The following is a 25,794-nucleotide window of genomic DNA, read 5'->3' on the forward strand; positions in this document are numbered from 1 at the left end:
GGACGAGGGGATGGGGCGTGAAGCGGGCACGATCTCAGTGTGAGGCGTCTGCCGCGGCCTCATCGCGGACTTGCGGGGACCAGTCGGCGAGGGCGCGCCACTCGTCCTCGCCGGGGGGCGTCAGGCCGAGCGCGGCGCTGAGGACGTGGATGCCGAGGCGGGGCGGTACGGCGTTGCCGATCTGCTGGGCGATGTCGCCACCCGACCAGGGAAACCGCTTGGGGAAGGTCTGGAGCAGACCCGCCTCGCTGTGACTCAGCCGAGGGAGGTCGAGTTCCGCGGCGTCGTCGGTGACGATGCGGTTGCGGGAGACCTTGCCGGTCACCGTGGCCGAGGGTTCACAGGAGTGGCGTCTGCCCCGGAGCTTGGGATCGCCGCCCGTGCCGTAGTTGGAGACGACCTGGAAGGGGTCGGTGCGCTCCGTCAGCACGTCCTTCATGGCGACCCAGCTCTGGCGTACGAGGTCGGCCGACGGGCGGGGGACGCCCTTGCGGTAGCGATGGTGCGTGGGGGTGGGGAGGGCAGCGGCTTGCCCGTCACGGCGGGCGACGAGGATCGCGCGGCGGCGGGTCTGCGGGACGCCGAACTCCTCGGTGTGCAGGATGCCGTGGGCCACCGAGTAGCCCTCGTCGGCGAGTGCTTCTCCATATGCCTCCCAGACGGGGAGGGCCGCGGGCACCTGCTCGAGGACGATGGCGCTGTACGGGCGGAGCTCGTCGTTGTCGATGGCGCTCAGCGCCCAACGCAAGGGCTCAAGGACGAGCCCGGTGCGTTCGTCGTCCATCTCGGCCAGGTCGGCGTCGATGTTGTCGCGTGTGTCGCGGTCGACTAGGCGCTGCACGAACTTCAATACGTCGTCCAGTGCACGGCGTCCTGCTCCGGTGCCCGCGACGGTGAAGCTCTGACATGGTGGCCCGCCTGCCAGAACGGTTGCTTCGGGGAAGTCCGCCGGGCCGTAGTGGCGCACGTCGCCGTGGACCGTCCGCAGTCCGGCCGCCCTCCGTGTCGTGACGGCGTTCGCGTCCCATTCGATCCCCAGGGAGGGCAGGCCCAGGGCCGTCGCGGCCATGTCCAGTCCGCCGGGGCCGGCGAAAAGGTCCACGATGTGGAAATCCACAGGTGGGAGCTGGTGAGGCAGAGCGACGGTCATGGTGAGCGAGTTTATAGGTGATGGAGGGGGCGAGGGACCCGACGGAAGGGCTGTGGCGTCACGCGGCGGACAGGGCGGCTTGGATCGCACGGCCCAGTGCCTCGCCGACCGGAGGTGGGGACGCCTGGCCGACCTGGCGGTAGCGGGCGGTCTTGCGTCCCGCGAAGGCCCAGTCCTTGGGAAAGCCCTGGAGCAGGGCGGTCTGCTCGACGGTGAGCGCCATCATGCCGTCGCGGCCGAGGGCCGGATTCCACAGGAAGTCGGGTCCCGGAACCTCGTCCCAGACCGTGCCGCCGTCCACCCCGATCCGGGCCCAAGCCCGCTTGGAGCCGGTCGGACCCAGGTCGGCGCCGCCACGATCCCAGGAACCGCCGACCAGGGTGGGGGCGACCTCGGTGGCCTGTGCCACCCACTCGGCGGCACCGGACCAGCCGCGGGCCGCCATGGAAGGGCCGAGAGCCTGACCGACGGTGGCCGGGGGGTCGGGAGAAGGCGGCGGGATCCGGAACGCCTCGGCCGCCCGGCTGCTCGCGAAGGCGAGCAGGATGCCCTGCTTCCGGTCCTGCGGCACGTCGTAGTGGGCGGCGTTGAGGACGAACCAGAGCGGAGAGTAGCCGCTCGCGGACAGCTCCTGCTGCACGAGGTCCCGGAGCGGGGCGTAGGTCTCGCTCGTGACCAGGTCCGGAACGTTCTCGATCAGGAGGGCGCGGGGGCGCAGGGCCCGGGTGAGGTCCAAGGTGGCGTGGAAGACCGCCAGTTCGTGGTCGTTGCCGCGTTCACGGGCGACCGCGGCCGTTGCCTTCACACGAGGAAGACCACCGGAGATCAGGTCGAGCCCCTGCAGGGTGGGTTCCTGTGCCAGCGCCCCTGGAGTCAGGGTGGTCAGATCCTCTCCGCTCAGGCGCCAGTCGGGGCGGTTGAGGCGCAGGGTGTCCAGGGTGATGGGGCGGTTGTCGATCAGCAGAACGGGGTCGAAGCCTGCGGATTCCAGGCCGAGCGCGAGGCCGCCGGCGCCCGCGCACAGCTCCAGGGAGGTGAGACGACGGCCGGTGGACGTGGGTGAGAGTTTCGCCGTCGGCGAGGGGGCGGGCCCGGGGGGTTCGGGTTCGGGGCCGCGTGCCGGCTCCGGTGAGATCGCCTGCGTGGGCGCGGGTTCCTGAGGGACGGCCTGTGCTTCGTCGGGCCGCAGGGCAGCCACGGACTCCTCTGCCACCACGCGCAGTTCGGCCCGCAGCTCGGCGTCGTCCAGAGCCTCGAAGATGACGAAGGGAGCGAGCCTGAGGAGTCGCTTGAGGAAGTCCCGCAGCACCTCTCGCTCGGCGAGGCCGCGCAGGTCGACGGCCGCCCAGGCGTGGAGGAGGTTGCGTACGAGGTGAGGGCTTCCGCCGAGCGACTTTCGGCGGGCGTAGATCTGGTCGAACGCGGCCTCGCCGAGGATGTCGAGAGCCTCGTACGGATCGGGGGCCATCGGGTCGCGGACGAGGTGCGCGCGCCACCACAGGCGACCGAAGACATGCCGGGTGAGGTCGCTGGCCACCACACGGTCGCCGGGCGGGCGGGGGTAGCGCCAGTACGCGACATCGGGGAGCAGCACCAGGGCGAGAAAGGCCCAGACGTCGCCGGACGCGGCCTCAGCTGGCATGAGGCCCATCTCGGTGTGCAGCAGCGCGGCCAGGTCGAGGTCGAAGCGGGCCCGGGCCGTGCGGGAGGACTCCTCGGGGAAGCCCGCGCGTTCGGCGGTGGCCAGGACACGGGCCCGCAGGTCACGCAGTTGTTGCTCGGAGATCCGGTCACCGCCGGTCGCGACGTAGACCGCGGACTCATGGCGGTACGCGACATGTTCGGCCAGGTCTCGGGGTGACATCTCCTTGTACAGCTGGTGGAGCGGTTTGGCCTGTCCGGAGAGGAGACGGGGGTAGAGGAGAGCCACGGCTCACGCCTCCTGGAGGATGTGGGTCGCGGCCTGGAGTTCGGAGCCGAAATGGCTCGGCGAATTCTGCCGGAGCTGTCGCAGGTCCTGGATGGTCCGGCCGGGGAAGAGCCGGTGGAAGAGGTTGACGAGGGTGGCGCCCAGGGAGTCCTCGGGGAAGTCCGCGTCGTCGACGAACTCCTCCTTGAGCAGGGCGTGTTCCACCATGATCCGGGCGCAGTCGGAGTACACCATCGACAGGACGACGCGATCTACCGGGCCGGGCCTGGCGGCGCGGGCGAACGCGGTGGACACCTCCTCGGCTTTCTCGTTGACGAGGAGCAGCATGGAGCCCATCGCCGCGGCGTTCAGGTCCGAGCCGAGTTGCAGGTGCCAGGCCGCGCCGTTCCTGAACGAGGTGTGGGCGAAGTCGATCACCGTCATGGGGAAGAGCGGCGCGTCGCCCTGGAGTCGCAGCGCCGCGTTGTCGGCCCAGAGCAGCGATCCGGAACGGCGCGGTGCGAAGGGGGCGGACGGCCCGGTCGTGCGGGAAAGGGCGAGCACGGTCTCCAGGGAGAGCACACCGCCCAGTTGGGCGCCGGACAGCGTGGCGTGCAGGTCCACGGTGCGCACGCCGTCGCCGGTGAGCGGAACCCGTTGCACGGGGCCGCGGAGGTTGGAGCCGGAGGCGGTCCAGATGGCCGCGAGAGTGAGCACCGCGCCGTCGGTGAGGCCCGCGCCCGCGCGGGCCGCCGGTAGATCGACGTACACGGTGCGGCTCAGCTCGACGTCCATGCGGTAGTCCCAGAAGTCGAGTGACTCGGGGAGTTCTGTGGCGGCGCCGTCGATGACGAGCTGCCACGGCTCGGCCCGGACGCAGGAGGCGGAGGGCGAGCGATAGGGGAGGGCGAGCCTGCTCACGACGCGTTCACCGCCTGGGTCTTCACGGTGATCTCCGTGATGGTGTCCGGGGCCGGGCGGACGACGGCACGCCAGACGGTGTCGTCACCGCCCTCGATGACGAAGGTGGGCGAGGCGTGCAGCGTGCCGTCCGCGTCCTCCCAACCGACGAGGCCGGGCATGGCCGCACCCGCAGGTGGGTCGGTCTCGCGGTTGCCCGTGCCGGGCAGGGCCACGGCCAGCTCGACCCGGACCCGCTGTACGAGCGGTGCGGGGAGGGTGAACGCCTGCACGAGGACGGAGTGTCCGTGGCGCTCCTCGTACGTGGTCGCGCCCGCGTACTTCACGCGTGGGCGGGGGGTGCGGGCGGTGCCGCCCCCCGTGGGTGGGGCGTCGACCGTGTCCGTGCCTCGGCCGTTTCGTCGTGCGCCGGCTCGGTCCTGCGGGTCGGGGAGTTCCTCGTCGTCGTCCGGTGCCGCCGTGGCGCGGCCCGTGGCGGAGGCCCGGGCGCCGTAGTCCGTGGCGCCGCCGGTTCCCCAGGCGCCACCGACAAGCGGGGAGAAGCGGGTGCTGGCGGCTCCCAGCGCGACGTTCGCCGAGCCCTCGCGGGTGGCTCCGCCAAGCTGGAGGAGTTCGTCGACGGCTTCCTTGAGACGGGTGAAGGTGGTGCGGACGAAGGTGCGGTCCTGACCCTCCAGGCGCTGGTGGTTCCACGCGTCGTGTGTCGGGGGTTCGGCCTCGGCGTAGGTGGCGTCCATCTCCTCGGTGGCGCGGAAGACACCTGCGTACGAGAGGAGTTCGGCCCCGGTCTCGCGCCCCGACCAGTAGGTGACCACCAGCTCCGCGGGGCGCATCAGCGCAACGTGATGCACGGACCGCTCGATCTGCACCATCTCCATGGCTCGGTGTGCGGCGGGGGAAGGGTCGAGAGGGACGACCGGGCGCTGGACGAGCCCAAGACGTCCCAACTCCCTGACGGGCTTCTGGCACGACAGGGTTCGCCCCTCGTCGGTGGTGAGCTGCCTGTAGGCGTCAACGAAGAGGTTGAGCGGAGAGGTGGTGCGCGGGTCGGGGACCGGGAAGTCGCGTCCTTCGCAGGTGACGGAGAACCGCATGGGCAGGGTGCCGTCGGCGCGCTCCAGCATCTTGGGCCACAGGTGCCAGGCCACGGTCTCGGCGAGGTAGGCAGCGGCCTCCTTCGCCTCCAGACCGTCGAGTTGGGGGTCCAGGACGACGACGCTGGTACCGGTCTCCTGCTCACCGAAAGGCGTGAGCCCCAGGTGGCGGGCCATCTCCTCGGCGGCGGCACCGACGAGGGGATCGATCACGTCCCCGGAGGCGTCACCCCACCAGTGCCGGCCGGTGTAGCGCCGCTCTTCCCCCTCTGCGTCCCTGGCTCGGTAGCTGTGCCACAGGGCGCAGCCGATCAGGCGGGTCTCCAGCTCGCCCCGGTCGTTGCGGCACCTGGTGTGCACGAGCACCGTGCCGAGGCTGGAGAGGAGGTAGAAGATGGCCTTGCCGAAGCCGTAGGTGCCGCCGCCGAGCTTGGTGTCACGGGGTTCGCCGACGTTCCGCACGAAGGCGATGAAGTCCTGCCGCTCCTTGGAGATCTCGTGGGCCCGGACGGGGCCGCCGAGACCGTTCGTCCCCCGGTCCGAGATCGTCATGATCCGAATGCCCGCGCGAAGCGCCGTGCGCAGGGCGAGATGGTCGTTCGAGGGGGCGCCGTTCAGCAGGAGTCTGCGCCATGCGTCCGCATACGCCGGTCCGACGTACCCCAGGTCGATGCCGAAGCGGACCGGTCCGTCGTGTCGAGGGTCCTTGGCATCCCAACTGTTCTGTGCGGCTTCCCGTACCAGGATGGTGAGCAGGTCCAACTCGGGGCGACCGAGCTGGTTGCGGATGCCCTCGGCCGCGCTCGCGCCTTCCGGCGGATACGGCTGGGAGTACCACTGCGGTTCAGTGCGTACGTCTGTCACTCGCTCTCCCCGAGCATGGCAGCCAGGTGTCTCTCCACACCGGTCATCGGCAGAGGGCTGGGCGGTGACGCCGTGAGGTCCACTGTGTACGCGACGTCGGTCACGGTCTCGGCCACCTCGGCGACGGCGAGGTCGGCCGTCGTGATGCGGGGGAAGTCGGCGGCGACGACATACCAGCGCTCATCGCGCACGAGGAATCGAGTGGTGCGGTAGCGCTCGGCGTCGACGCTGTTGTAGCCCACTTCGGCGAGCAGGCCGAGCAGCGTGCTCTCGTCGTCACACAGCCGCAGCGCCTGCTCCACCAGGTCCACGACGCTCGTCCCTCCGCCGCTCTCGGGGGTGCGCTCGACACGCAGGCAGGAGAGTTGGAGGGAACCGCCCTCCGGTGGCTCCAGTTGACGCAGCCCGTGGACGCGTATGCGCAGTGCGTCACCGGTGGTTGTCTTCACCTCGACGGCGTTGGTTCCGGAGGTGAAGTCGTGCCGGCAGCCGCGCGGCCCCTTCCACAGCCTGTGGGCGCTGGGGTTCTCGGTGAGGAGCCGGAGCAGTATGTGCAATTCGCCGTACAGGCCCGCGAGTTGTTCGGGGCCCAGCAGTGTGCCGGACGTACGGAACAGGGCCCGCCAGCGGTCCAGGACCCGGTGTAGGGCCCTGAGCGCCTGGCCGGAAGTGAGGGTCTGCTCCCCCTCGCACAGCAGGGCCATCTCCGCCAGAACGTCCTCCCCGAGCCGGGTGAACACGTCGTCGAGATCGCGACGCATGCAGCCGAGGTCGGCGTAGTGCTGGTAGACCTCCGGGTCTTCCAGGGGGCGCGTGCGCAGGCGAAGGACCTGACCGTCGGGGATTTCACGGACGTGCTGGTTCTTGGCTATGGGCACCAGCAGGTGCCGATGACCCTCGTGATCGACGGCTGCGAGGACCGGACCGAGCGACGTGGTGACGGACAGCGGCGTGGTGCGGAGCCGGCGGTCCGAGGACACGGGGACGAGCAGGAGATCCTGCCAATGCTCCGCCAGCTCCCCCCGGGATATGTCACTCACGCGGCGTCCTCTCCCTCGAGGGTGCGAAGGTCCTCGTCGTCGGTGTCCTCCAGCCGGAGGCCGGAGAGGTCCGCCGAGATGTAGCTGCCGTCCCATGTGACCTGGCTGTCCGTCTGACCGGGCTTCGGGAAGACCAGTCCGACGCCGATCACGTGGTCATCGGCGCCGAGCGGCGCACGGGACTTCTTGCGGTGCTCGGAAGGGGAGGATTCCTTGTCGATCGGGTACAGCACGAGCAGACCCGTGTCCGGGAGTTGTTCGCGGCGCTTCCGCATGATCTCGTCCTCCTCGAGGCCGTGCGGGACGTCCACCAGGTCGGCGGCGGCGTCGGCCCGGCTCATCAGGGTCTTGATGTCCGCGAAGTCCGGTTCTCCCGTGGGGTTGTGGAGACGGGCACGGGTGATGCGGCCGACGGTGATGTCCGGGGCGAAGGTGAAGTCCTTGGTGGTGTCCCCCGCGCGGTTGCCGATGATCGCGACGTTCCAGCGCTGGAGGGAGCCCGTCCGTACACGGCGCCGGATGTACGAGGAGATCAGCTTGGCGTCGCACTCCTGGGAGTTCTCGTGGAAGCGATACCGGCCGAGGAAGTCGAGCACGTCGGTGTGGGGGACCCCGTGCAGGATGTGTCGACCGTCTCCGGGGCGCGAGTCCTGCGTGACCGCCTCCGTGACGGCGCGACGCACCAGGTCGCGGGCGGCTTCCTGGTTGTCGGCCAGCCAGTCGGCGCGGGTGTGGAAGTAGCGGGTCTGGATCCGACGGCCGCCGTATGCCGCGCTCGCCCTGATCGCGGACTGCATCTTGGCGGCAGCGGTCACCCGCAGCACCGGGTGGGTGCGCACGCGAACCGCGAACGTCTGCGGGGTCTCGTTCTCGTGGAGGTAGACGTCGATGTCGCGACGCATGTCGGCCTCGACCGTGGCGAGATGACGGAAGGCGGTGTGGAGGTCGGCGGTCATCCAGACCCGGGGCAGGTCGGCGTAGCCGTGCCGGAAACCGAACCATCGGCCCATCTGCAGCAGGGTGTCGTACGCCGAGGCCGCGCGCACGAAGTAGGTGACGGCGAGGCCCTCCAGGGTGAGTCCCCGGGAGAACTTGTTGCCGCCGACCGCGATGGCGACCACCGCGCCGTTGTCGTAGTCGAGGGTGTCCTCGCTCTCGGAGTTGTCCATGATGATCCGGCAGTCGCCGACCACGCCCGGGAGTTCCTCCAGGAGCGCGTCGAAGGGAACCTTCTTCTCCCCGAAGCTCTCGGCGGGCACCCGCGCGGTCTCCTTGTCCCAGAGGGCGCGCAGTCGGCGAAGCGTGTCGGGGTCGGTCAGATGGTCCAACGTGTGCGCGCGGAGCTTCTTGAGGGGTTCACGGAAGCTGTTGTGGACCTGGATGCGCATGCTGGTGTGGATCAGCATGGTGGAGTGCTTGTTGCCCGTGCCGCGCACCCGCCGAGCGGCTGTCGTGAGCCAGAAGTACTGGACGGCCTCGTCGAGGGTTTCGGTGATCTCCGGCGTAAAGCCGTCGGCGTCGGCTCGCGTCGCAGGGGTGACCAGGGGGATGTCCTCGGCGGGGACTGTGCGGATCATGTCGTGACCGTCGTCGACGTCTTCCGGATCCTCGCCGTCCAGGGCGTACCTGCCGAAGAGGACCTCCGTGCCGAAGTGGCCCTTGGGCTGCGGCAGGTTGACGATGAAGTCGCTCGGGTACAGGTCCTTCGCCGCCGGGTCGATGAGGATGTTGGCGAAGGGGGTCGCCGTGTATCCGACGTACGCCGCCTTCGGCAGAGTGTCGAGGATCCCGAGGATCAATGGGTTGATCGAGGGTGTGGCGACGCTGGCTTGGTCGGCCTCGTCGTCGATCACCAACGCGGGGGCCTGTTGCAGGTACTTGGAGGCCGACTGCAGCCACTTGACGAACTTCTCGAGCACCTTGGCGTTCTTCTTCACCACGCACAGAACGTGGGTACGGTTGCTGCCGCCGAAGAAGGAAGCGGCGTTCTCCGGCGGAACGAAGTCCTGGTCGAGGCCGGTGAGTTGGGACCAGCCCGTCGGGTTCGACGCCACCAATTGCTGGGCGAGGCGCGCCTGGGTCTGACGGCGCAGTCCGTTGTGGATCCCGGCGAGCACGATGAAGAGCTTGTAGCCGCGGTCGGCCGCCTTGGCCATCACCGAGGTGAAGTTGGTGGTCTTGCCGGACTGTACGTAGCCGACCACCAGGCCGCGCGCGGAAAATGCGGGCTCCTTGGGGTGGTTGAGCAGAGAGACGACGCGTGTGGATGCCGCGTCGAGATCCTTGATCGCTTCCGAGGGCCAGCCCGACTTCTCCAGCTCACGTTGGATGGCGGGCCATGCCCGGTCGTTCTCGCGTGGGCCCGTGTACCAGGTCTCGCGATTGCCGTTGACGGCGACCCGCGGCTCTTCCATCTCCTTGATCGACAGCAGTTGCCGCTCGTGGAACTCACGGATGCGTTGGATCCGCTCGTCGTCGACGCCCAGGACCTCCAGCTGCTTCACCGCGTCCGCGGGCGTACTGGTGTCGAGGAGGTTGCGGAAGACGCCGTACATCTGGTCGAGATCGCTGCTCACTGTGTCTCCTTGCCGGGCTGCGCGTGGCGCCGGTACCCCGATTACTTCCTGGCTCGACGCAGTCGGTGGAGCCGTGAAATTCCAGAATGTGCCGAAGCCGTGCCTGGTGGCCATTCGGCGTGCAGGCCGACCGGGCCTACCGGTGGAGCGGTGGGGCCGAGACCGAGTGGGCCTGTGGGGTGGGGGGCCCGGATTTCGCCGGTGGCGGGTACGTCGTGACGCCGGTCGGCGGAGGGCGCATAAAGCATGGGCTGTCGTGTTCCTCGGGAGCGCGGGACTGCAGCTGCGCAAGCGGGAAACAACGGCTCGGCAGTTCCAATGTTCCACCATGACGGTATCGCACAGTAGTTTCATAGGGACTGTTGGTGTGGATGAAAGGGACCTCAGACCCGGCCAAAGGTCCTGAAGGGCGCCGAAGGCAGTGGTCCCGGCGGTGCGCGGCGTCGTTATGGCCTTCCGTGGCACTCCCCATAAACCGCCCCCGACCCACACCAACACCCCTCCCCCCGCTCAGGCGGCCACCCCACAGCCCGCCCCCGTGCCGCCAGTGTCGTCGCGTACTGCGGGAGCAAGGACGAGTCTTCCGGAGAGGTGCCCTCTGAGGCGGCGAACGCCTCGTACGAAGGGACCGTGCCTGTGACGACGCCCAGGTTCGGGGTGCCCGAGGCGGAGAGTTCGCGCAAGGAGGACTCTATGGTCGACAAGTGCGCCTCGTGGGAGGGGTATTCGGAGGCCAGGGACGGGTACGCCGTCAGGAGTTCTGTCAGTTCTGTTGAGGGCCAGTGGAGGATTGCCACCGGGAAGGGGCGGGACAACGCCTCCCTGTATGAGCCCAACTCCGCCTGGATGCGGGAGATTTCCGCGCGGAGTTCCGCGGGGTTCTCCGAGCCGAGGGACCAGATGCGTTTCGGGTCGTGGAGTTCGTCGAGGGGGACCGTGGCGCGGGCCGTGTGGATGCGGTCGGCGAGGGTGTCCCAGGCGTCGTGGTCCGCGCCCATGAGGCGGCGTACGCGGTGGCGGCCGTAGAGGAGGGGGTGCGTCGCGTAGGGGGGTTCCGTGGTGTCGTCGGGGAGCAGCAGCGACGCCGCCTCGGTGAAGGTGTCGTGCGCCTGTTCCAGCTCGTCGTGGGATTCCAGGGACTCCGCGACGATCAGCCAGGGGGCCGGGTCGCGGGGGGCCGCCGTGCGGATTCCCTCGATGATCGCCCTTGCCTCCGCCTCGTGGCCGTACTCCCAGAGGTTCGAGGCCTTCAGGGCGCGGATGAGGAGCGGGGACGCGGCGTCCCCGGACAGCAGGCTGTCGTAGAGCGTCGTCGCGCGGTCGCGGGCGCCGGCCAGTTCCAGGTGGGCCGCGGCCTGGAGGAGGAGCTGTTCGGCGTCCTCCGGGTACAGGCCGGCCGTGCGTTCCAGGCGCGCGGCTTCGGCGATGTGGTCGACGTCGACGTGGTCGGCAGCAGCAGGCTTGTCGGGGCGCATACGGGACACCGTACTGCCGAGTGCCTCCTTGCAGCAGGGCCGCAGCAGGGCACGTTCGGCCTCCGGTCCTGGTCCGGCCATGGATTGTTGCGGGGGCAGCGCCTATCGTGCGGCCCTCTGTCGAGGTCAAGGTCAAGGTCGAGGTCGAGGGAGGCGTCGTGCGGGAACGGGTGCCGGTCGTTCAGCATGGGCGGCGGCGCCGCCAGGGGCGCGGGCCCGCCGTCCGGTTCCTCTGGAACGGTGCCGAAGTCGCCGTCACCCTCGGGATCGTGCTGCTCCTGCTCGTCGTCCATCAGCTGTGGTGGACCAACCGGCAGGCCCGCGCCGCCGCTGAACGCAAGGTCGAGGCGTTGGAGAGGGAGTGGGAGGGAGAGCGGGGGGAGGGGGGTCTCGGGGCGTCGTCTGGGGCCTCGGGTGCGGGTGGTGGGCTTGGTGGAGGGGAGGCGGGCTCCGGCTCCGGCTCCGGCAAGGCCGACCTCGGTGGGGGTGGCCCCGGTTCCGGCCCCCGTCCTGGGAGTCGCGCCCATTCCCCCGCCCCACAGCCCCGTTGGGACCAGGCCTACGCCGTCCTCCGTATTCCCCGCATCGGAATCCGCGTCCCCGTCGCCGAGGGCATCAGCAAGAGTGCCGTGCTCAATCAGGGGTACGTCGGGCATTACCCCCGTACCGCGCAGCCGGGCCAGGCCGGGAATTTCGCGCTTGCGGGGCATCGCAATACGCATGGGGAGCCGTTCCGGTACATCAACCGGCTGCGTGACGGGGACGAGTTGAGGGTCGAGACGAAGAGCGGCGTCTATACGTATGCCGTGGACAAGGCGCTCGCGCGGACTTCGGCGCGGGACGGCGGGGTCATCCGGAGTGTGCCGCGCAGTGATGTGCGCAAGGGGTACGGGTACGACGAGCCGGGGTACTACATCACGCTCACCACCTGCACCCCCGAGTACACCTCGAAGTACCGGCTCGTGGTGTGGGGGAAGCTGCGGTCCATGCGGGCCCGGTAGTCGCAGCCCGTCCCCGATAGGGTCGCCTTTCGTGATCGCTCGACGTCGTCTTCACCTGCTGTGGCTGCTGCTTCCCTTTGTGCTGTATATCGGGGTGCTGCCCTTGGTCAATCGCGTACGGCCCGTCGTCTTCGGGCTGCCTTTTCTCTTCTTCTGGCTCCTTGGCGCCACCGTGCTGACGCCGTTCTCCGTCTGGCTCACGCGCCGCGGTGACCTGCGGGCGAAGGGCGGCCGGTCGTGAGCAACGGAGCCGTCGCCACCACCATCTTCGCCGTCTTCATGGTCGGCACCGTCGCCCTCGGGCTCGCCGCCGTCCGGGGGCGTGGCCGGCAGGGCGGGCTCGCCGAGTGGTCGGTGGGCGGGCGCAGTCTGGGGGCCGTGTTCATCTGGGTGCTGATGGCGGGGGAGGGGTACACCAGTTTCAGTTATCTGGGCGCCGCGGGGTGGGGGTACAACTACGGGGCGCCCGTGTTGTACGTCGTCGCCTATATGTCCTGCGGATACGCCGTGGGATACGTGGTCGGCCCGATGCTCTGGAACTACGCCCGCACGCACGGGCTCGTCAGCATCAGCGACATGGTCGCCCACCGTTACGCCCGGCCGTGGCTCGGTGCCGGTATCGCGATTCTCGTGACCGTCTTTCTGCTTCCGTACATTCAGTTGCAGATCACCGGCATGGGTGTCGTCGTGTCGACGATCAGTTATGGCGCGATCAGCCTCAACTGGGCCTATTTCATCGGGTTTGCGGTCACCACCGGGTTCGTGGTGGTGAGTGGGCTGCGGGGGAGCGCCTGGGTCTCCGTGCTCAAGGACGTGCTCGTCATCGGGACCCTGGGATTCCTCGCCTTCTACGTACCCCTGCATTACTTCGACGGGTACGGGGATTTCCTCGACCGGATCGTCACGGAGAAGGCGGACTGGCTCACGCTGCCGGGGAGCGGCGGAAGTCCTTATGGGGAGGCGTGGTTCGCCACGACGTCGTTCCTCAACGCCCTCACCGTCGTCATCTTCCCGACCACCGTCGCCGGATATCTCGGCGCGCGCAGCGCCGACGGGCTGCGGCGCAACGCCATCTGGCTGCCCGCCTACAACGTGCTGCTCTTCGTCCCCATGCTGCTTGGCATGGCCGCGCTCTTCGTCGTGCCCGGGCTCACCGGCGCCGAGTCCAATCTCGCGCTCTTCAAGCTCGTGGTGGATTCGCTGCCCGCGTGGGCCGTCGGCGTCATCGGGGTCGCGGCCGCGCTCTCCTCCATCGTGCCCATGGCCGTGTTCATGCTGGTCATCGGCACGATGTGGGGCAGCAGCGTGCTCTCGCTGCTGCCCCGGTGGCGCGGTCCCCTGCGGCAGAAGCTCGCCTCGCAGGGCGTGGTCGTCGTGGCGGGCGCGCTCGCCCTCGGCATGACCTATGCGGCGCCCAACACCCTCGTACGGCTGTCTCTGATCTCGTACGAGGGGATGGCCCAGCTGGTGCCCATGCTTCTTCTCGGGCTCGTGTGGCGGAAGTTGACGCTCGCGGGGGCGCTGAGCGGGCTCGTCGTGGGGGTCGCGATCGTGTGCGGGCTCGTCTTCAGCGAGCACGATCCGGTGTTCGGGGTGAACGCGGGGATCGTCGCGCTCGCCGCCAACCTCGCCGTCGCGCTCGTCGTGACGTACGCGGGGCCCGCCGACGCGGACGACCGGCCGGACGACGAGGTCCTGGCGCGCGACCCCCTCGACGACGAGGAGGGCGTCAGCTCCGGGGCGGCCGCGCCTTCAGGGGCGGGTCGTTGACCACTGCGCCTTCAGGGGCGGGTCGTTGACCGCCGCTCCTTCAGAAGCAGCACGCTGACCGCCGCGAGCACGGCGAGGCCCGCCGAGACCGTCATGGCCACGTCCGTGCCGTGCCCGAGGTCGCCGGAGGACGTGGACACCGCGATCATCAGGGCGACGCCCGCCGCCGAACCGATGTAGCGGGCCGTGTTGTTGGCGCCCGAGCCCATCGCCGCGCGGTCGGCGGGCACGGACTCCACGGCGAGCAGCGGAAGGGCGGCGTTGAGCAGGCCGCTGCCCGCGCCGGAGATGAGCAGTCCCGGCAGGAGGCGGAGCCAGGAGCCCGCCGAGCCGGGACCCGCCGACGCCGCGCCCAGCATCGTCAGGACGGCGACCGCGTGCAGGGCGAAGCCGATGGCCAGTTGGTGGCGTGCGGAGACCCGGCCCGCGAGGCGCCTGGCCTGCAGCGCGACCAGGAAGGAGGTGCCCGACCAGATCACGAACAGCCAGGCCGCGTTCATCGCGGAGAGGCCCAGCGTGTGCTGGAGCAGCGTCGGCAGGTAGCTGAAGAGCGCGATCAGCGAGAAGCCGGTGAACAGGGCGCCCGTGGTCGAGGCGAGGAAGAGCGGGCGGCGCAGCAGGCCGAGGTCGAGCATGGGGTTGCGGCCCCGCCGCTCCACCGCCACGAACGCGGCGAGCAGCACCGCGGCCGCGACGAGCAGCGCCCCGACCGGTGCGCGCAGCCAGCCGTCCCTGCCGAGGGTGAGCGCGGCGACCAGGGACGTCAGCGCGAGGCCGAGCGTCAACGCGCCCGCCAGGTCGGGGCGTCCCGGCCGCGGGGCGCGGGACTCCGTCAGCGTACGAGGGACGAAGGCGGCGACCGCGAGGGCGGCGATGCCCAGTGCGGCGTACGCCCAGCGCCAGCCGTCCTGGCCCGTGCCCGCGATGCCGCCCGCGACCGGTGGGCCCGCCGCGATGCCGCCGCTGACGAACGCGCCCCATATGCCGGTGGCCCTGATCCGGCCCGGCCCCGCGGGGAACGCGTGCACGAGCAGGCCGAGGCTGCTCGCGAGGATCGCCGCGCTCGCCGCGCCCTGGGCTACGCGGGCCAGCGTGAACAGCCAGGTCGAGTCGGCGAGCGCGGCGAGTGCGGTGGTGATGCCGAGCGCGATCGTGCCGGAGAGGAAGATCCGGCGGCGGCCGTGGTCGTCGGCGAGGCTGCCCGCGACCAGGAGCACGGCGGCGAGGCCGAGCGGCGTGCCGTTGAGCAGCCAGGCCTGGGCGGAGAGCGGGGTGTGCAGGGAGGCGGCCGTGTCGGGGAGCGTGATCATCGGCGCGGTGTACGTCATGAGGGCCACGGCGGTGGCGGCGCTGGTGACGGCGAGGGTGGCGGACGGGCGCCCCTCGGTGGGCGCGGCGGCGGTCGGGGGCGCGGTGGCCTGCGACGGGGCGGTCGACGGGGTGCGGACGAGCCGGGTGGACATGGGTCAGCCCTTCGAGGTTCAGTCATTGAACTCGGTAAGTGAGGCGACCGTAGCATCCGAAGTTCATTCACTGAACCTCGTACGGGGAAAGTGACTACAGTGGGGCCATGGCTCTGGGTAAGGACTACGCCGCGCAGGAATGCTCGATCGCCCGCGCGCTCGAGGTGGTCGGCGAGCGCTGGACGCTCCTCGTCGTCCGCGACGCGCTCTACGGAGTGCGGCGCTACAACGACTTCCTCGTCCACCTCGGCATCCCGCGCGCGGTACTCGCCGCGCGGCTCCAGACGCTCGTCGCCGCCGGGGTCCTCGACAAACGGCCGTGCGCCGAGGCGCCGAGGCGGCACGAGTACGTGCTGACGGAGCGCGGCGAGGCCCTGTGGCCCGCGCTGCGCGCGCTCGGCCTGTGGGGGCGCGACCACATCCCCGGCACCGAACCGCTGCGCTACTTCCGCCACGCGGCCTGCGGCACGGAGCTGGGCGTCGCGGGGGACTGCCCCGTCTGCCGCGTCCCCGTCGCGCCGGGCGACGTCGAGATGATGCCGGGCCCGGGGCTCGACCCCGATCCCGCCGATCCGGTCAGCCGGGCACTGCTGCGGCCCCGCAGGCTCCTGCAGCCCGTCGAGACGGATCCTGTATAACGGCAGTACGACGCGTGCAGTACGACAAGTGCTGACTGCGGCACGACGAGCACCAGGAGAGGAGGACCGGCGATGCGCGGCATGATCAGCGGCTGGAAAGCAGCCGTACGCCCCGCCCTGCTCCTCCTGTTCCTCCTCGTCGAGGTCGTCCTCGTCGACACCGGCAGCCTCACCGCCGCCGTCGCCCTCGCGGCGACCGCCGCGGCCGGCTCCGCGCTCGCCGTCTGCTCCGTGATCGCCGCGCGCTGCGCGCCCGCCGTGCCCCGCACCAGAGTGCGCACGGCCATCCGCGACCGCGAGCTGCGCACCGCCTTCCTGCCGCAACGCGACCCCGACGCCAGGGGCCGCAGGCGCCCCCGAGCACCCGGCCGTGCCCTCCTGACGGCCGCGTAGGGGCGCAGCACACCCGTACCGCAAGCCCCTCGTGGGTCGTCACGCCGACGCGATGTCCGCCATCGCCTTTCCGTCCGGCACGACGCATCCCTCGGAGGGCTTCTCCATGTCCGCTTTCATGTCCGTGTTCGCCAGCCTGGTCGAGCACCTCGCCGACGCGCTCGACCCGCTCTTCCACGCCTCGGCGACCGCCGCCGCGATCATCCTGTTCACCGCCTGCGTACGACTCCTCGTCCACCCCCTGTCACGGGCGTCGGCCCGAGGTCAGAAGGCCCGCGCCAAGCTCTCCCCGCAGATCGCCGAGCTGCGCAAGAAGCACGGCAAGAACCCGGAGAAGCTCCAGAAGGCGATCATGGAGCTGCACAGGAAGGAGAAGGTGTCGCCGCTCTCCGGGTGCCTGCCCAGCCTCTTCCAGCTGCCCGCCTTCTTCCTGCTCTACCACCTGTTCTCGAACGCGAGCATCGGCGGCGAGGCGAACACGCTGCTCGACCACAAGCTCTTCGCCGCGCCGCTCGGCGGGCGCTGGGCGGACGCGCTCTCCGGCGGCGGGGTCTTCGGGGCGCAGGGGCTCGTCTATCTGGGCCTGTTCGCGATCGTCGCGGCCGTCGCCACGTTCAACTACCGGCGCACCAAGCGGCAGATGGCGACCGCCCCGCAGCCGCAGGCCGGGGACCAGCAGATGCCGGGCATGGCCGCGATGACCAAGGTGATGCCGCTGATGTCGTTCATGACTCTGTTCACGGTGGCGGTGGTGCCGCTGGCCGCCGCGCTGTACGTGGTGACCAGTACGACGTGGAGCGCGGTCGAGCGGGCGGTGCTGTACCGGGACATGCCGAGCGGGGCGGGGGCGCTCGCTACCGCTGCGTAAAGGTCCAGTACGTGAACGGGGTCTTGCAGAGCGGACGGGGACCTTGGACGATCGACCAAACCTCCGATGGCCGCAACCCATCGGCCGGGCTACCAAGGGAATGGAGTCTGACCATGAAGCTGCTGCGAGTCGGTACGGCAGGCGCGGAGCGCCCGGCACTGCGCGACGCCGGTGGCACGCTGCGGGATCTGTCGGGGATCGTCGCGGACATCGACGGCGCGCTGCTCGCCGACGCGGACGCCCTCGGCCGGATCAGGGCCGCCGCCGACGCCGGTGAGCTGCCGGAGATCGCGGCCGAGGGGCTGCGCGTGGGGCCGCCGCTCGCGCGGATCGGCAAGGTCGTCTGCATCGGGCTCAACTACCACGACCACGCCGCCGAGACGGGTGCCGAGCCGCCCGCCGAGCCCGTCGTCTTCTTCAAGGCGGCGGACACGGTCGTCGGTCCGGACGACACGGTCCTGGTGCCGCGCGGCTCCGTGAAGACGGACTGGGAGGTCGAGCTGGCCGTGGTCATCGGGCGTACGGCGCGCTACCTGGAGTCCGAGGAGGAGGCGCTCGCGCACGTCGCGGGGTACGCGGTGGCGCACGACGTGTCCGAGCGCGAGTTCCAGATCGAGCGCGGCGGCACCTGGGACAAGGGCAAGAACTGCGAGACGTTCAACCCGCTCGGCCCCTGGCTCGTCACCGCGGACGAGGTGCCCGACCCGCAGGCGCTCTCCCTCAAGCTCTGGGTCAACGGCGAGCTGAAGCAGAACGGCACGACCGCCGACCAGATCTTCCCGGTCGCCGAAGTGGTGCGCTACGTAAGCCAGTTCATGACCCTGTACCCGGGCGACGTCATCAACACGGGCACGCCCGCGGGCGTGGCGATGGGGCGGCCCGAGCCCAAGCCGTACCTGCGGGCCGGGGACGTCGTGGAGCTGGAGATCGACGGGCTCGGCCACCAGCGCCAGGAACTCAAGGACGCGTGACCGCCCCCGCGCACGACGCGTAACCGCCCGCGCCCAGGCGGCAGTTGGCTCCCGGTGCGCCGGGAGCGCGGACTGCCGCCCGGTGTGCGGCCGGTGCATGATGGCGCCGTGGGACTGACTGCGGTCGAAGCCGCGCTCACGGGCACGGCGCTGGGGTCCCTCGCCACCTTCTCCAGCGCCTGGTACATCCAGCGCGCCACCAGCAGGCGCGAGCACGAGCACCGTGTCTGGGCGCGGCGGCGGGACGTCTACGACGAGGCCGTGATCGTGATGCACCGCATCGGGCAGCTGCGGGACCACGTCGAGGAGTTCGGCAAGTTGCCCGAGCGTGCCGCGGGCGCCCCGGACCCGCTGGGCGACATGACGGCGCTGGTGGCCCGCATGGACATCTACGGGTCCGACGACCTCCTTGAGGCCTGCGAGTGCGCTTCGGAGGCGTTCAATGGCTGGAACTTGGCGTGGGGGTTCTGGCGCACCCGGCGGGAGGTCAACCCGCGGATGAGCGCGTCCGACCCGCGATGGGTGAGGTTCCTGGAGTCCGTGGCGGCATCGCGTGCGGCCGAGAAGCGGGTCATCGAGCTGCTGCGGGCCGAAGTGCATGTCGAACGACCGCCGAAGTGGTGGAAGGTGAAGGAGCGGCACGCCTGGCGCAAGAGGCGGGCGATACAGGGCCGACCGCAGGCGGCGGCAGTGACCGCGCGGACGGAATGAACCGTACGGGCCGCCGTTGCCGAAGGGGCGGAAAAGGCCCGACGTGCCGAATGGAGAACGCTATTCGGCCTTTCTCCCGGCATATTCGCCAAGAGGCGCGCATAGCGTGGCGCGGCCGAAACCGTTCCTGGCTACCATGGCGTCTTCCGGGCGAAAGCGGGGGTTCGCTCAGGGTCCGGTACGGGGGGTGACCCGTGGTCTACGACGAGTACTTCATCGAAATCTACCGGGACGACTGCCGGCTGGGGTCCGGAGTGCGGCTCACCCGGGATTTCGCCCTCACCGCGGCGCACTGCCTCGAGGAGAACGAACTCGAGGGCGGCGACGCGGTGCGTCTGTGTCTGCCGGACGGCAAGCAGGCCATGGGTGAGGTACAGGAGTACGACGACCTCTCCGACCTCGCGCTGCTCAGGCTCATCTTCCACAAGGACGAGGATGTCCAGCTCCCGGGAGTCTGCTTCGACGAGGCCCGCGAGGGCGAGCTGTGGCAGGCGACCCATCAACTGCCCGACACCGGCAACGACTTGAGCGGCAGCGTCGCCGAGGTCGGCAGCCTGTACCGGAGTACGGATGATGGGGCCCGCGTCAGCGCGTTGCGGCTCGACTGCTACCGGGTACCCCACGATTACGACAGGTTCGCCGGGAGCCCGGTGGAGCGCGGTGACCCCTACAGGCCGCCCGTCGTCCTCGGGCTCATCGTCAAACTTCGGCCGGGAGCGGGCCCGGACCCGAAGACGGTCTACGCGGGCACCGTGCGCGAGGCCGTCCGTCGGTTCGGGCGCTTTCGCATCGAGGGCCTGGGCAGGGAGCCGTATCCCTTGTCCGTGAGCCCGTACCGCCTCGAACCCATCGAGACGGCGGAGGAGATGCGGGTCAGGGCCGAGGTGCGGGACGCCCTCGACAAAGCGGGCTTCTCGTCCCTGGTGAGACTGCCGTGGAAACGCCGCTGACACCGCGCCCGACCGGCAGCGGGCCGGCGGCACCCCAGGAGGAACCATGACCACGACCGAATACCTGGACCGCGCCATCGAGGTCGCCGAGGAGATGCTCCTCGCGCCGGCCGCGCCGCGCAGGAGCGACAAGGACCGCCTCGCGGACTGTGTGAAGTTCGTCGGCAGGCCGGAGCCGGCCGCCGAGTCCCAACAGAGCTTCGCCGAACAACTCACCCACCTCGCCAAGCTGCTCGGCGCGCTCGGCATGAAGACACTGTCCCTGAACGTGGCGGGCACGACGCTGCGGCACATGGAGATCTCGGAGGCGGACCGAGAGGTGTACGGGGCCTCCGTCTGGAACGAACTGGGCGCGCTGTTAGCCGAGCACGGCGAGCTGGAACGGTCGAAGCTCGTCCTGTGCTGCGCCCTCAGCAGGGCCAAGCGGGGCAGCAATGTCCCCGAACGGGGCAGGATCCTGGCCAACTTGGGCGCCGTCAGCCTGCGCATGGGCGACATCGCGGACGCCGACGTCTGGGCGGGCAAGGCGTTACGCGAGCTGGACACCTACTGGGGCGACGAGGACGACGAGGCGCGGATGACCGCGGACTGGGTGCTCCTCGAAGTCGCCAGGTCCCGCAAGGACATCGCCCAACTCAACGTGGCCATGGACCAGTTCGGCCGGTCGGCCGACGACGTGATCCGCTTCAAGGGCGGCGACCACCCCACGGCCATCGCCGCGCGCCGCGCCCTGGCCACGGCGAAGTTCGAGACCGCGGCGGCCACGCACGACGTGGAGCGCAGCGAGCACCAGCTGAGCCAGATGGAGATCGTCAAGCTGAACGCCTCCGCCCTCCTCGGGGCGCGCCACCGTGAGACCATCGTGGCCCAAGCGGCCCTGGCCGTCGCCGAGTTCGACGCGGCGAGCGGCGGCTCGGGCAGTCTGCTGCGCAGGCAGCGGGCGGTGTGCCTCCTCGAGACGGCCGAGGAGATGGCGGTGGAGGTGCTCGGCCGGGGGCACGCCCAGACGCTGGCCATCCGGGAGGCGCTCGCGCATCTGCGGGAGGCGACCGTGCAGACGGACGACCTGCCGTATCTCATCGATCACACGTATACGCCGCAGGAGAACGACATCCGCAACGAGGCGAAGCGGGCGGCGATCGACGCGGAGAACAATGTCATCCGCCTCATCGCGCACGCGGGAGCCTCCTATTTCCTCGACGACCTGGACATCTTCTACTGGCAGATCAGGCGGGCCCTGCAGCGCGGCGCCCTTTTCCACGTGATCCTCAGCAGTCCTTGGAACAATCTCGCGATCTTCATGCACCACGGCACGGAATCGGACCGGGCCTGCGAGAACATCGTGGACCGGGTGAAGGCCAGCGACTATTACCGAAAGACGTACCGGCCCGTCATCCGTTCCTATCTCGCCCTGCGCAAGGAATTCCCCGGCCAGGTGGAGCTGAAGCTGACCCCCACCGATCTCTCCGGGTCGACGCTGATCACCTCGCAGGTGAGCTTCTTCGAGCCGTACATCACGACGAATCCGCAGCACCGCACGCGCAGGGGCCTGATGGTCTTCGAGCACCGGTTCCGCAAGGACAGCAAGTACTACGCGGACAGCCTTGCGGCGTTCCTCGCGCAGTGGGAACTGACCAGCACCTGGGAGCAGTTCGGGGTGAACGAGGAGCAGCACAAGGGGCGGCTGCGGTCGCTGCTCGCGACACAGTCCGACGACAGGCTCAGCAAGAGCGACGACGACTCCGAGAGCGGGGAGGGCTTCACGGGCGGTGCAGGGCACCGGCCCTGATGTTCCCGAGGACTCCGGCCGAGCCGACGAAGAGCGCGTCGGGCAGCGCGTCCATGGGCCAGAACTCCCAGCGCAGACAGCGGTCCGGCTCGCGTACGCGGATGTCGCCGGTGTAGTCGACGACCTCCACGCCGACCTGCATGTGGTGGTTCGCCGCCGGGTCGGGGTCGGTCACGCAGGCGACCCGCAGATCGAGGGCGAGCACGCCGGTCTCCTCGGCGAGTTCCCTGCGGGCGGCCTCCATGAGGGACTCGCCCACCTCCAGGTGGCCGCCGGGCAGGCCCCAGGTGCCGGCGCCGAAGCAGTTGGCCCGCAGGCCGAGCAGGACGTCGCCGCCGAGGCGGACGATCGCCTGGACCCCTACGCGTACGTGTGCCGTCATCGGGAGCTCCTCATGCGTCCGGGTACGTACCGTCGAAGTTCTCGGCATTCCGTGCCGGGGTGATCAGCTCGGCGGGACGCAGCGTTCCTTGTGCCAGCCTCTCGAAGAGATTCCCGGTCCTGCGCTCCCCATCCTCGTCGACCACGACGATCTCGCAGTCCGGGTCGATGAAGAAGTAACTGCCGGTGCGGGTGGAGTTGCGGTAGACGCGCAGCGGCACGCCGCGCCGGTCGGCCGCCTCCTGGCAGCGGGCCACCACGTCCTCGAACTCGGCGTCCTCGACGGAGAGCCAATCCCGGTTGTCCGCGCCGTAGTTGGTCTCGGACATCTGGTAGACCTTCCACACGTCGGGGAGTGATCCGGCGTCCTCGATCAGGTCGAGGACTTCCGGGGCGCCCTTGGTGTTGAGGCGGGTGACCACCGTGCCCAGCTTGACGCGGACGTGCTGGTGGTTCTTGCGGACCTCCTTGAGGAGGCCGAGCACCCTGTCGCGGTGCGGTGCGACGCCGGTGCGCAGCAGCCGGTGCTCCGCCTCGTCCTTGGACTCCAGCGGCAGGGCGAGCCAGGAGAGGCCGGGCAGCACGCGCTCCATGGCGCGCAGCGGGGCGAGCCCGTTCGTGCTGAGGACCACGCGGGGCCGTCGGCCGTCCGGCAGGGGATCACTCAACTCCCGTACGAGATCCGGGAGATAGGGCAGCAGGGTCGGTTCGCCGCCGGAGATCACGACGCCCTGGACGCCGCCGTCCCGCAGGACGGCGGCGACGCGCAGGGCGGTGTCCCCGCTCATCGATTCCACCTCGTGGCGGGGCCCGAAGCAGAACGGGCAACTCAAATTGCAACGGCCGACGGGGCGTAGATCGACGAAGGGGGGCAGTTGCATGGAAGGCGACAATAGGGGGTCCGCGAGTCGCCTGCGGGCCGCCATCACCCGAATCGCTGAACAATTCTGTTACGGCTGCGCGGGCGCGGGTGGTTGCGGCAGTCTGGCAGCGGCCGGGCGGCGCCGACCGCCCCCGCTACCCGGCGATGAACCGCTCCAGTGCCTCCACCACCAGCGCATGGTCCGCCACCTGCGGCAACCCGGAAACGACCACCGTGCCGATCACCCCCGCGCCCTCGACCGCGATGGGGAACGCGCCACCGTGGGCCGCGTAGACGTCGAGGTCGAGGCGCGACGACTCCTCGAACGTCGTGCCCTTGGCGCGGAAGCGGGAGCCGACGAGATACGAGGAGCAGCCGTAGCGCTCGACGACCCGGCGCTTGCGGTCGATCCAGGCGTCGTTGTCGGGCGTCGATCCCGGCAGCGCCGCGTGGAACAGCTGCTGTCCGCCGCGCCGGATGTCGATCGCGACGGGGGCCTCGCGCTCGCGGGCCAGGTCCACCAGGAGCGTGCCGAGCGTCCAGGCGTCGGCGTGCGTGAAGCGGGGCAGGACCAGGCGCCGCTCCTGCTCCTCGAGTTCGGGGACCGTGGGCGGGGGCGTCGTCACAGCGTCACCGTCACACCGTCGCGGGCCGAGCGGCGGGCCGCCTCCAGGACGTCGAGGGCCGCGGCCGCCTCGTGCGCGGTGACGGGGTTCTCGCCGGTGCCGCGCAGGGCGTCGGCGATCGCGGCGTAGTACGCGGGGTAGTCGCCCGGCAGCGTCGGGGTGGGGCGGCCGCCGCCGGTCAGCGGGGACTCGCCGGAGCCGACCCGGCCCCACATCCCCTCGGGCTCCACGCCCCAGGGCGCGTCGGTCGCGGGCCGCCTGCCGTCGCGCAGGGCCGCCTCCTGGGGGTCGAGGCCGTACTTCACATAGCCCGCCTGCGCGCCGAGGACGCGGAAGCGCGGGCCGAGCTGGGCGGTCGTCGCGCTGACGTACAGGTGCGAGCGGACGCCGTTCGTGTGCGTGAGGGCGATGAACGTGTCGTCGTCGGCCTCCGCGCCGGGGCGGCGCACGTCCGACTCCGCGTACACGCTCGCCGCGGGGCCGAAGAGCACGAGCGCCTGGTCGACGACATGGCTGCCCAGGTCGTACAGGAGACCGCCGATCTCCTCCGGGTTCCCGGACTCGCGCCAGCCGCCCTTGGGCTGCGGGCGCCACCGCTCGAAGCGGGACTCGAAGCGCCATACGTCACCCAGCTCGCCCTCGGCGATCAGTGCGCGCAGCGTACGGAAGTCGTTGTCCCAGCGGCGGTTCTGGAAGACGGACAGGAGGAGCCCGCGCTCGTCGGCGAGGGCGGCGAGGCCGCGGGCCTCGGCGGCGGTGCCCGCGATCGGCTTGTCCACGACGACCGGCAGGCCCGCCTTCAGGGCGGCCGTGGCGAGCGGCACATGCGTCTTGTTCGGCGACGCCACGACGATCAGGTCGAGCTCGTCGGCCCGCTCCCACAGCTCGTCGGCCGACGCCGCACAGCGCAGCTCGTCGCCGAACTCGGCGCGGGCCTGCGCCTGCCGCTCCGGGTTCGACGTCACGACGGTGTCGAGGACGAGGCCGTCGGTGGCGGCGATCAGCGGGGCGTGGAAGACGGAACCCGCGAGGCCGTATCCGACGAGGCCGACGCGGAGGGGGGTGCCTGAGCCTGTACCAGTCATGTCGTCCACTTAAGCAACGGTGTTGCCAAAGTGCAAGCGGAAGGGACAATGGCCCTGTGAAGTCGTACGTGAACCGGGCCAGCTCCGGAGTGAACCTGCCGGCGCTGCGCGGCCACAACGCCGCGCTCGTGCTCGATCTGCTGCGCGCCGCGGGCGAGGGCGGCATCAGCCGTCTGGAACTCGCCGAGCGCACCGGGCTCACCCCGCAGGCGGTCAGCAAGATCACCGCGAGACTGCGGGCCGAGGGCCTCGCCGCGGAGGCGGGCCGCCGCGCCTCGACGGGCGGCAAGCCGCGCACCGTGCTGCGCCTGGTCCCCGACGCGGGCCACGCGGTCGGCCTCCACCTGGACCGCGACGAGCTGACGGCGGTCCTCGTCGACCTGGCGGGCGCGGTCGTCGCCGAACGCCGCGCCCCGCTCGCCTTCGCCGCCGGTGCGGACGCGGTCGTCGACGCGGCGGCGGGGGAGGTCCGTGCGCTCCTGGCCGGGCACGGCGCGGTGTCCGGAGTCGGCGTCGCGCTGCCCGGGCCGCTCGACCACGTCGCCGGAGTGCTGCACCGCGTGACCGGCTTCCCCGCGTGGGACGGATACCCGCTCGGGGACGCGCTCGCGGGCCGCCTCGGACTGCCCGTCGTGGTGGACAAGGACACCAACGCGGCCGCCCTCGGCCTCGCGCTCGCGGGCGCCGCCGAGTCCTTCGCGTATCTGCACCTGGGCACCGGGCTGGGCGCGGGACTCGTGCTCGGCGGCGCCCTCTATCGCGGCGCCCGCACCGGGGCGGGTGAATTCGGCCACCAGGTACTGCAGTTGGACGGTCCGCCCTGCGCATGCGGCGACCGGGGCTGCGTCGAGGCCCTGTGCCTCGCGGCGGTCGCCCGCGGTGATCTCGACGAGGCCGCGCGGGTCCTCGGCGCGGCCGCGGGAAACCTCGTCGGGCTGCTCGACATCGACCGCGTGCTCCTCGGCGGCCGGACCGTTCTCGCTGCTGAGGACCTCTTCGTACGCGGCGTCGGCGCCGTCGTCGCCGAGTGCGTCCGGCGCGGCGGCGGGGGAGCGCGGGTGCCCGTCGTGCCGGCCCCCGGAGGGGCGCGTGGGGTTGCGGAGGGGGCGGCCCAGCTGGTTCTCGCGCCGGTTTTCGGCCGTGAGAATGTGGCCTTTCCCGCCAATCGGAATTGACGGAAACTCGGCTGATCGAGGGGACTTGGGCCGCCGATTGGTCCTATCGGGCGGTGGCGTGCCGGTGAGGTCGCGCGTGCGT

The 25,794-nt window shown here is 70.6% G+C and carries 23 protein-coding genes; 11 read left to right on the forward strand and 12 right to left on the reverse strand.

The window, feature by feature from the left end:
* Positions 1 to 34: 34 nt before the first annotated feature.
* The 7 genes from ACFWZ2_RS25415 to ACFWZ2_RS25445 form a co-directional block, all read right to left on the reverse strand.
* On the reverse strand, positions 35 to 1,102 hold the full coding sequence (locus ACFWZ2_RS25415; RefSeq protein ID WP_384549327.1) for a DNA cytosine methyltransferase: 1,068 nt from the start codon (positions 1,100 to 1,102) through the stop codon (positions 35 to 37).
* A 106-nt stretch (positions 1,103 to 1,208) separates the two neighbouring features.
* Positions 1,209 to 3,080 carry a DUF6339 family protein gene (locus ACFWZ2_RS25420; protein WP_384549328.1) on the reverse strand — a complete coding sequence of 624 codons (1,872 nt, stop codon included), beginning with the start codon at positions 3,078 to 3,080 and terminating at the stop codon, positions 1,209 to 1,211.
* A gap of 3 nt (positions 3,081 to 3,083) precedes the next feature.
* Positions 3,084 to 3,980: a hypothetical protein gene (locus tag ACFWZ2_RS25425; RefSeq protein WP_384549330.1), complete on the reverse strand. Its 897-nt coding sequence runs from the start codon at positions 3,978 to 3,980 to the stop codon at positions 3,084 to 3,086.
* Positions 3,977 to 5,938, reverse strand: coding sequence for a hypothetical protein (locus ACFWZ2_RS25430; RefSeq protein WP_384549332.1), 1,962 nt, complete (start codon positions 5,936 to 5,938; stop codon positions 3,977 to 3,979). The genes ACFWZ2_RS25425 and ACFWZ2_RS25430 overlap by 4 nt, the downstream gene beginning before the upstream one ends.
* Entirely contained in the window at positions 5,935 to 6,978 is a 1,044-nt protein-coding gene (locus ACFWZ2_RS25435) for a PD-(D/E)XK motif protein (protein ID WP_384549334.1), read from the reverse strand. The genes ACFWZ2_RS25430 and ACFWZ2_RS25435 overlap by 4 nt, the downstream gene beginning before the upstream one ends.
* Entirely contained in the window at positions 6,975 to 9,554 is a 2,580-nt protein-coding gene (locus ACFWZ2_RS25440) for a Z1 domain-containing protein (protein WP_384549336.1), read from the reverse strand. Before ACFWZ2_RS25440 ends, ACFWZ2_RS25435 begins: the two co-directional genes overlap by 4 nt.
* Before the next feature lie 446 nt (positions 9,555 to 10,000).
* Positions 10,001 to 11,029: an SEC-C metal-binding domain-containing protein gene (locus ACFWZ2_RS25445; RefSeq protein ID WP_384549338.1), complete on the reverse strand. Its 1,029-nt coding sequence runs from the start codon at positions 11,027 to 11,029 to the stop codon at positions 10,001 to 10,003.
* A gap of 158 nt (positions 11,030 to 11,187) precedes the next feature.
* On the opposite strand from ACFWZ2_RS25445, the gene ACFWZ2_RS25450 reads away from it, so the two are divergent.
* Genes ACFWZ2_RS25450 through ACFWZ2_RS25460 form a run of 3 tightly spaced genes read left to right on the forward strand, consistent with a single transcriptional unit; the run spans position 11,188 to position 13,800 of the window.
* Entirely contained in the window at positions 11,188 to 12,030 is an 843-nt protein-coding gene (locus tag ACFWZ2_RS25450) for a class E sortase (protein ID WP_384549405.1), read from the forward strand.
* A 31-nt stretch (positions 12,031 to 12,061) separates the two neighbouring features.
* Positions 12,062 to 12,271, forward strand: coding sequence for a DUF3311 domain-containing protein (locus tag ACFWZ2_RS25455; RefSeq protein ID WP_384549340.1), 210 nt, complete (start codon positions 12,062 to 12,064; stop codon positions 12,269 to 12,271).
* A gap of 38 nt (positions 12,272 to 12,309) precedes the next feature.
* Entirely contained in the window at positions 12,310 to 13,800 is a 1,491-nt protein-coding gene (locus ACFWZ2_RS25460; protein ID WP_384549407.1) for a sodium:solute symporter, read from the forward strand.
* A gap of 11 nt (positions 13,801 to 13,811) precedes the next feature.
* Here the strand turns inward: ACFWZ2_RS25460 and ACFWZ2_RS25465 are convergent, their stop codons facing one another.
* Positions 13,812 to 15,263, reverse strand: coding sequence for an MFS transporter (locus ACFWZ2_RS25465; protein ID WP_384549342.1), 1,452 nt, complete (start codon positions 15,261 to 15,263; stop codon positions 13,812 to 13,814).
* A 107-nt stretch (positions 15,264 to 15,370) separates the two neighbouring features.
* On the opposite strand from ACFWZ2_RS25465, the gene ACFWZ2_RS25470 reads away from it, so the two are divergent.
* The 7 genes from ACFWZ2_RS25470 (at position 15,371) to ACFWZ2_RS25500 (ending at position 21,583) form a co-directional block, all read left to right on the forward strand.
* Positions 15,371 to 15,901: a winged helix-turn-helix transcriptional regulator gene (locus ACFWZ2_RS25470; protein WP_384549344.1), complete on the forward strand. Its 531-nt coding sequence runs from the start codon at positions 15,371 to 15,373 to the stop codon at positions 15,899 to 15,901.
* Between the two features lie 72 nt (positions 15,902 to 15,973).
* Complete coding sequence (locus ACFWZ2_RS25475; RefSeq protein WP_384549345.1) at positions 15,974 to 16,294, forward strand: DUF6412 domain-containing protein; 321 nt, start codon at positions 15,974 to 15,976, stop codon at positions 16,292 to 16,294.
* Positions 16,295 to 16,400: 106 nt separating this feature from the next.
* Positions 16,401 to 17,162 carry a YidC/Oxa1 family membrane protein insertase gene (locus ACFWZ2_RS25480; protein WP_384549347.1) on the forward strand — a complete coding sequence of 254 codons (762 nt, stop codon included), beginning with the start codon at positions 16,401 to 16,403 and terminating at the stop codon, positions 17,160 to 17,162.
* Between the two features lie 113 nt (positions 17,163 to 17,275).
* Positions 17,276 to 18,133, forward strand: a complete 858-nt coding sequence (locus tag ACFWZ2_RS25485) for a fumarylacetoacetate hydrolase family protein (RefSeq protein WP_384549349.1) — start codon at positions 17,276 to 17,278, stop codon at positions 18,131 to 18,133.
* A gap of 108 nt (positions 18,134 to 18,241) precedes the next feature.
* Positions 18,242 to 18,844 (forward strand): hypothetical protein, encoded by a 603-nt coding sequence (locus tag ACFWZ2_RS25490; RefSeq protein WP_384549351.1) that lies wholly within the window; start codon positions 18,242 to 18,244, stop codon positions 18,842 to 18,844.
* A gap of 194 nt (positions 18,845 to 19,038) precedes the next feature.
* On the forward strand, positions 19,039 to 19,794 hold the full coding sequence (locus ACFWZ2_RS25495; protein WP_384549353.1) for a trypsin-like peptidase domain-containing protein: 756 nt from the start codon (positions 19,039 to 19,041) through the stop codon (positions 19,792 to 19,794).
* A gap of 46 nt (positions 19,795 to 19,840) precedes the next feature.
* The gene (locus tag ACFWZ2_RS25500; RefSeq protein ID WP_384549355.1) at positions 19,841 to 21,583 is read left to right on the forward strand and encodes a hypothetical protein; all 1,743 of its coding nucleotides are present in this window, start codon (positions 19,841 to 19,843) and stop codon (positions 21,581 to 21,583) included.
* Here ACFWZ2_RS25500 and ACFWZ2_RS25505 read toward each other — a convergent pair.
* The 4 genes from ACFWZ2_RS25505 to ACFWZ2_RS25520 all read right to left on the reverse strand — a co-directional run bounded on the left by ACFWZ2_RS25505 (position 21,555) and on the right by ACFWZ2_RS25520 (position 24,537).
* Positions 21,555 to 21,965 carry an NUDIX hydrolase gene (locus ACFWZ2_RS25505; protein ID WP_384549357.1) on the reverse strand — a complete coding sequence of 137 codons (411 nt, stop codon included), beginning with the start codon at positions 21,963 to 21,965 and terminating at the stop codon, positions 21,555 to 21,557. The two genes, ACFWZ2_RS25500 and ACFWZ2_RS25505, sit on opposite strands and share 29 nt — an antisense overlap.
* A gap of 10 nt (positions 21,966 to 21,975) precedes the next feature.
* Positions 21,976 to 22,890, reverse strand: a complete 915-nt coding sequence (locus ACFWZ2_RS25510; RefSeq protein ID WP_384549359.1) for a radical SAM protein — start codon at positions 22,888 to 22,890, stop codon at positions 21,976 to 21,978.
* Between the two features lie 91 nt (positions 22,891 to 22,981).
* Positions 22,982 to 23,452 carry a heme-degrading domain-containing protein gene (locus ACFWZ2_RS25515; protein ID WP_384549361.1) on the reverse strand — a complete coding sequence of 157 codons (471 nt, stop codon included), beginning with the start codon at positions 23,450 to 23,452 and terminating at the stop codon, positions 22,982 to 22,984.
* Positions 23,449 to 24,537: a Gfo/Idh/MocA family oxidoreductase gene (locus tag ACFWZ2_RS25520; protein WP_384549363.1), complete on the reverse strand. Its 1,089-nt coding sequence runs from the start codon at positions 24,535 to 24,537 to the stop codon at positions 23,449 to 23,451. Before ACFWZ2_RS25520 ends, ACFWZ2_RS25515 begins: the two co-directional genes overlap by 4 nt.
* Before the next feature lie 56 nt (positions 24,538 to 24,593).
* Here ACFWZ2_RS25520 and ACFWZ2_RS25525 point away from each other — a divergent pair, with 56 nt between their 5' ends.
* Positions 24,594 to 25,712 (forward strand): ROK family protein, encoded by a 1,119-nt coding sequence (locus ACFWZ2_RS25525; RefSeq protein WP_384549365.1) that lies wholly within the window; start codon positions 24,594 to 24,596, stop codon positions 25,710 to 25,712.
* Positions 25,713 to 25,794 lie beyond the last annotated feature (82 nt).

Source organism: Streptomyces sp. NPDC059002 (assembly GCF_042740435.1).
GTDB lineage: Bacteria > Actinomycetota > Actinomycetes > Streptomycetales > Streptomycetaceae > Streptomyces.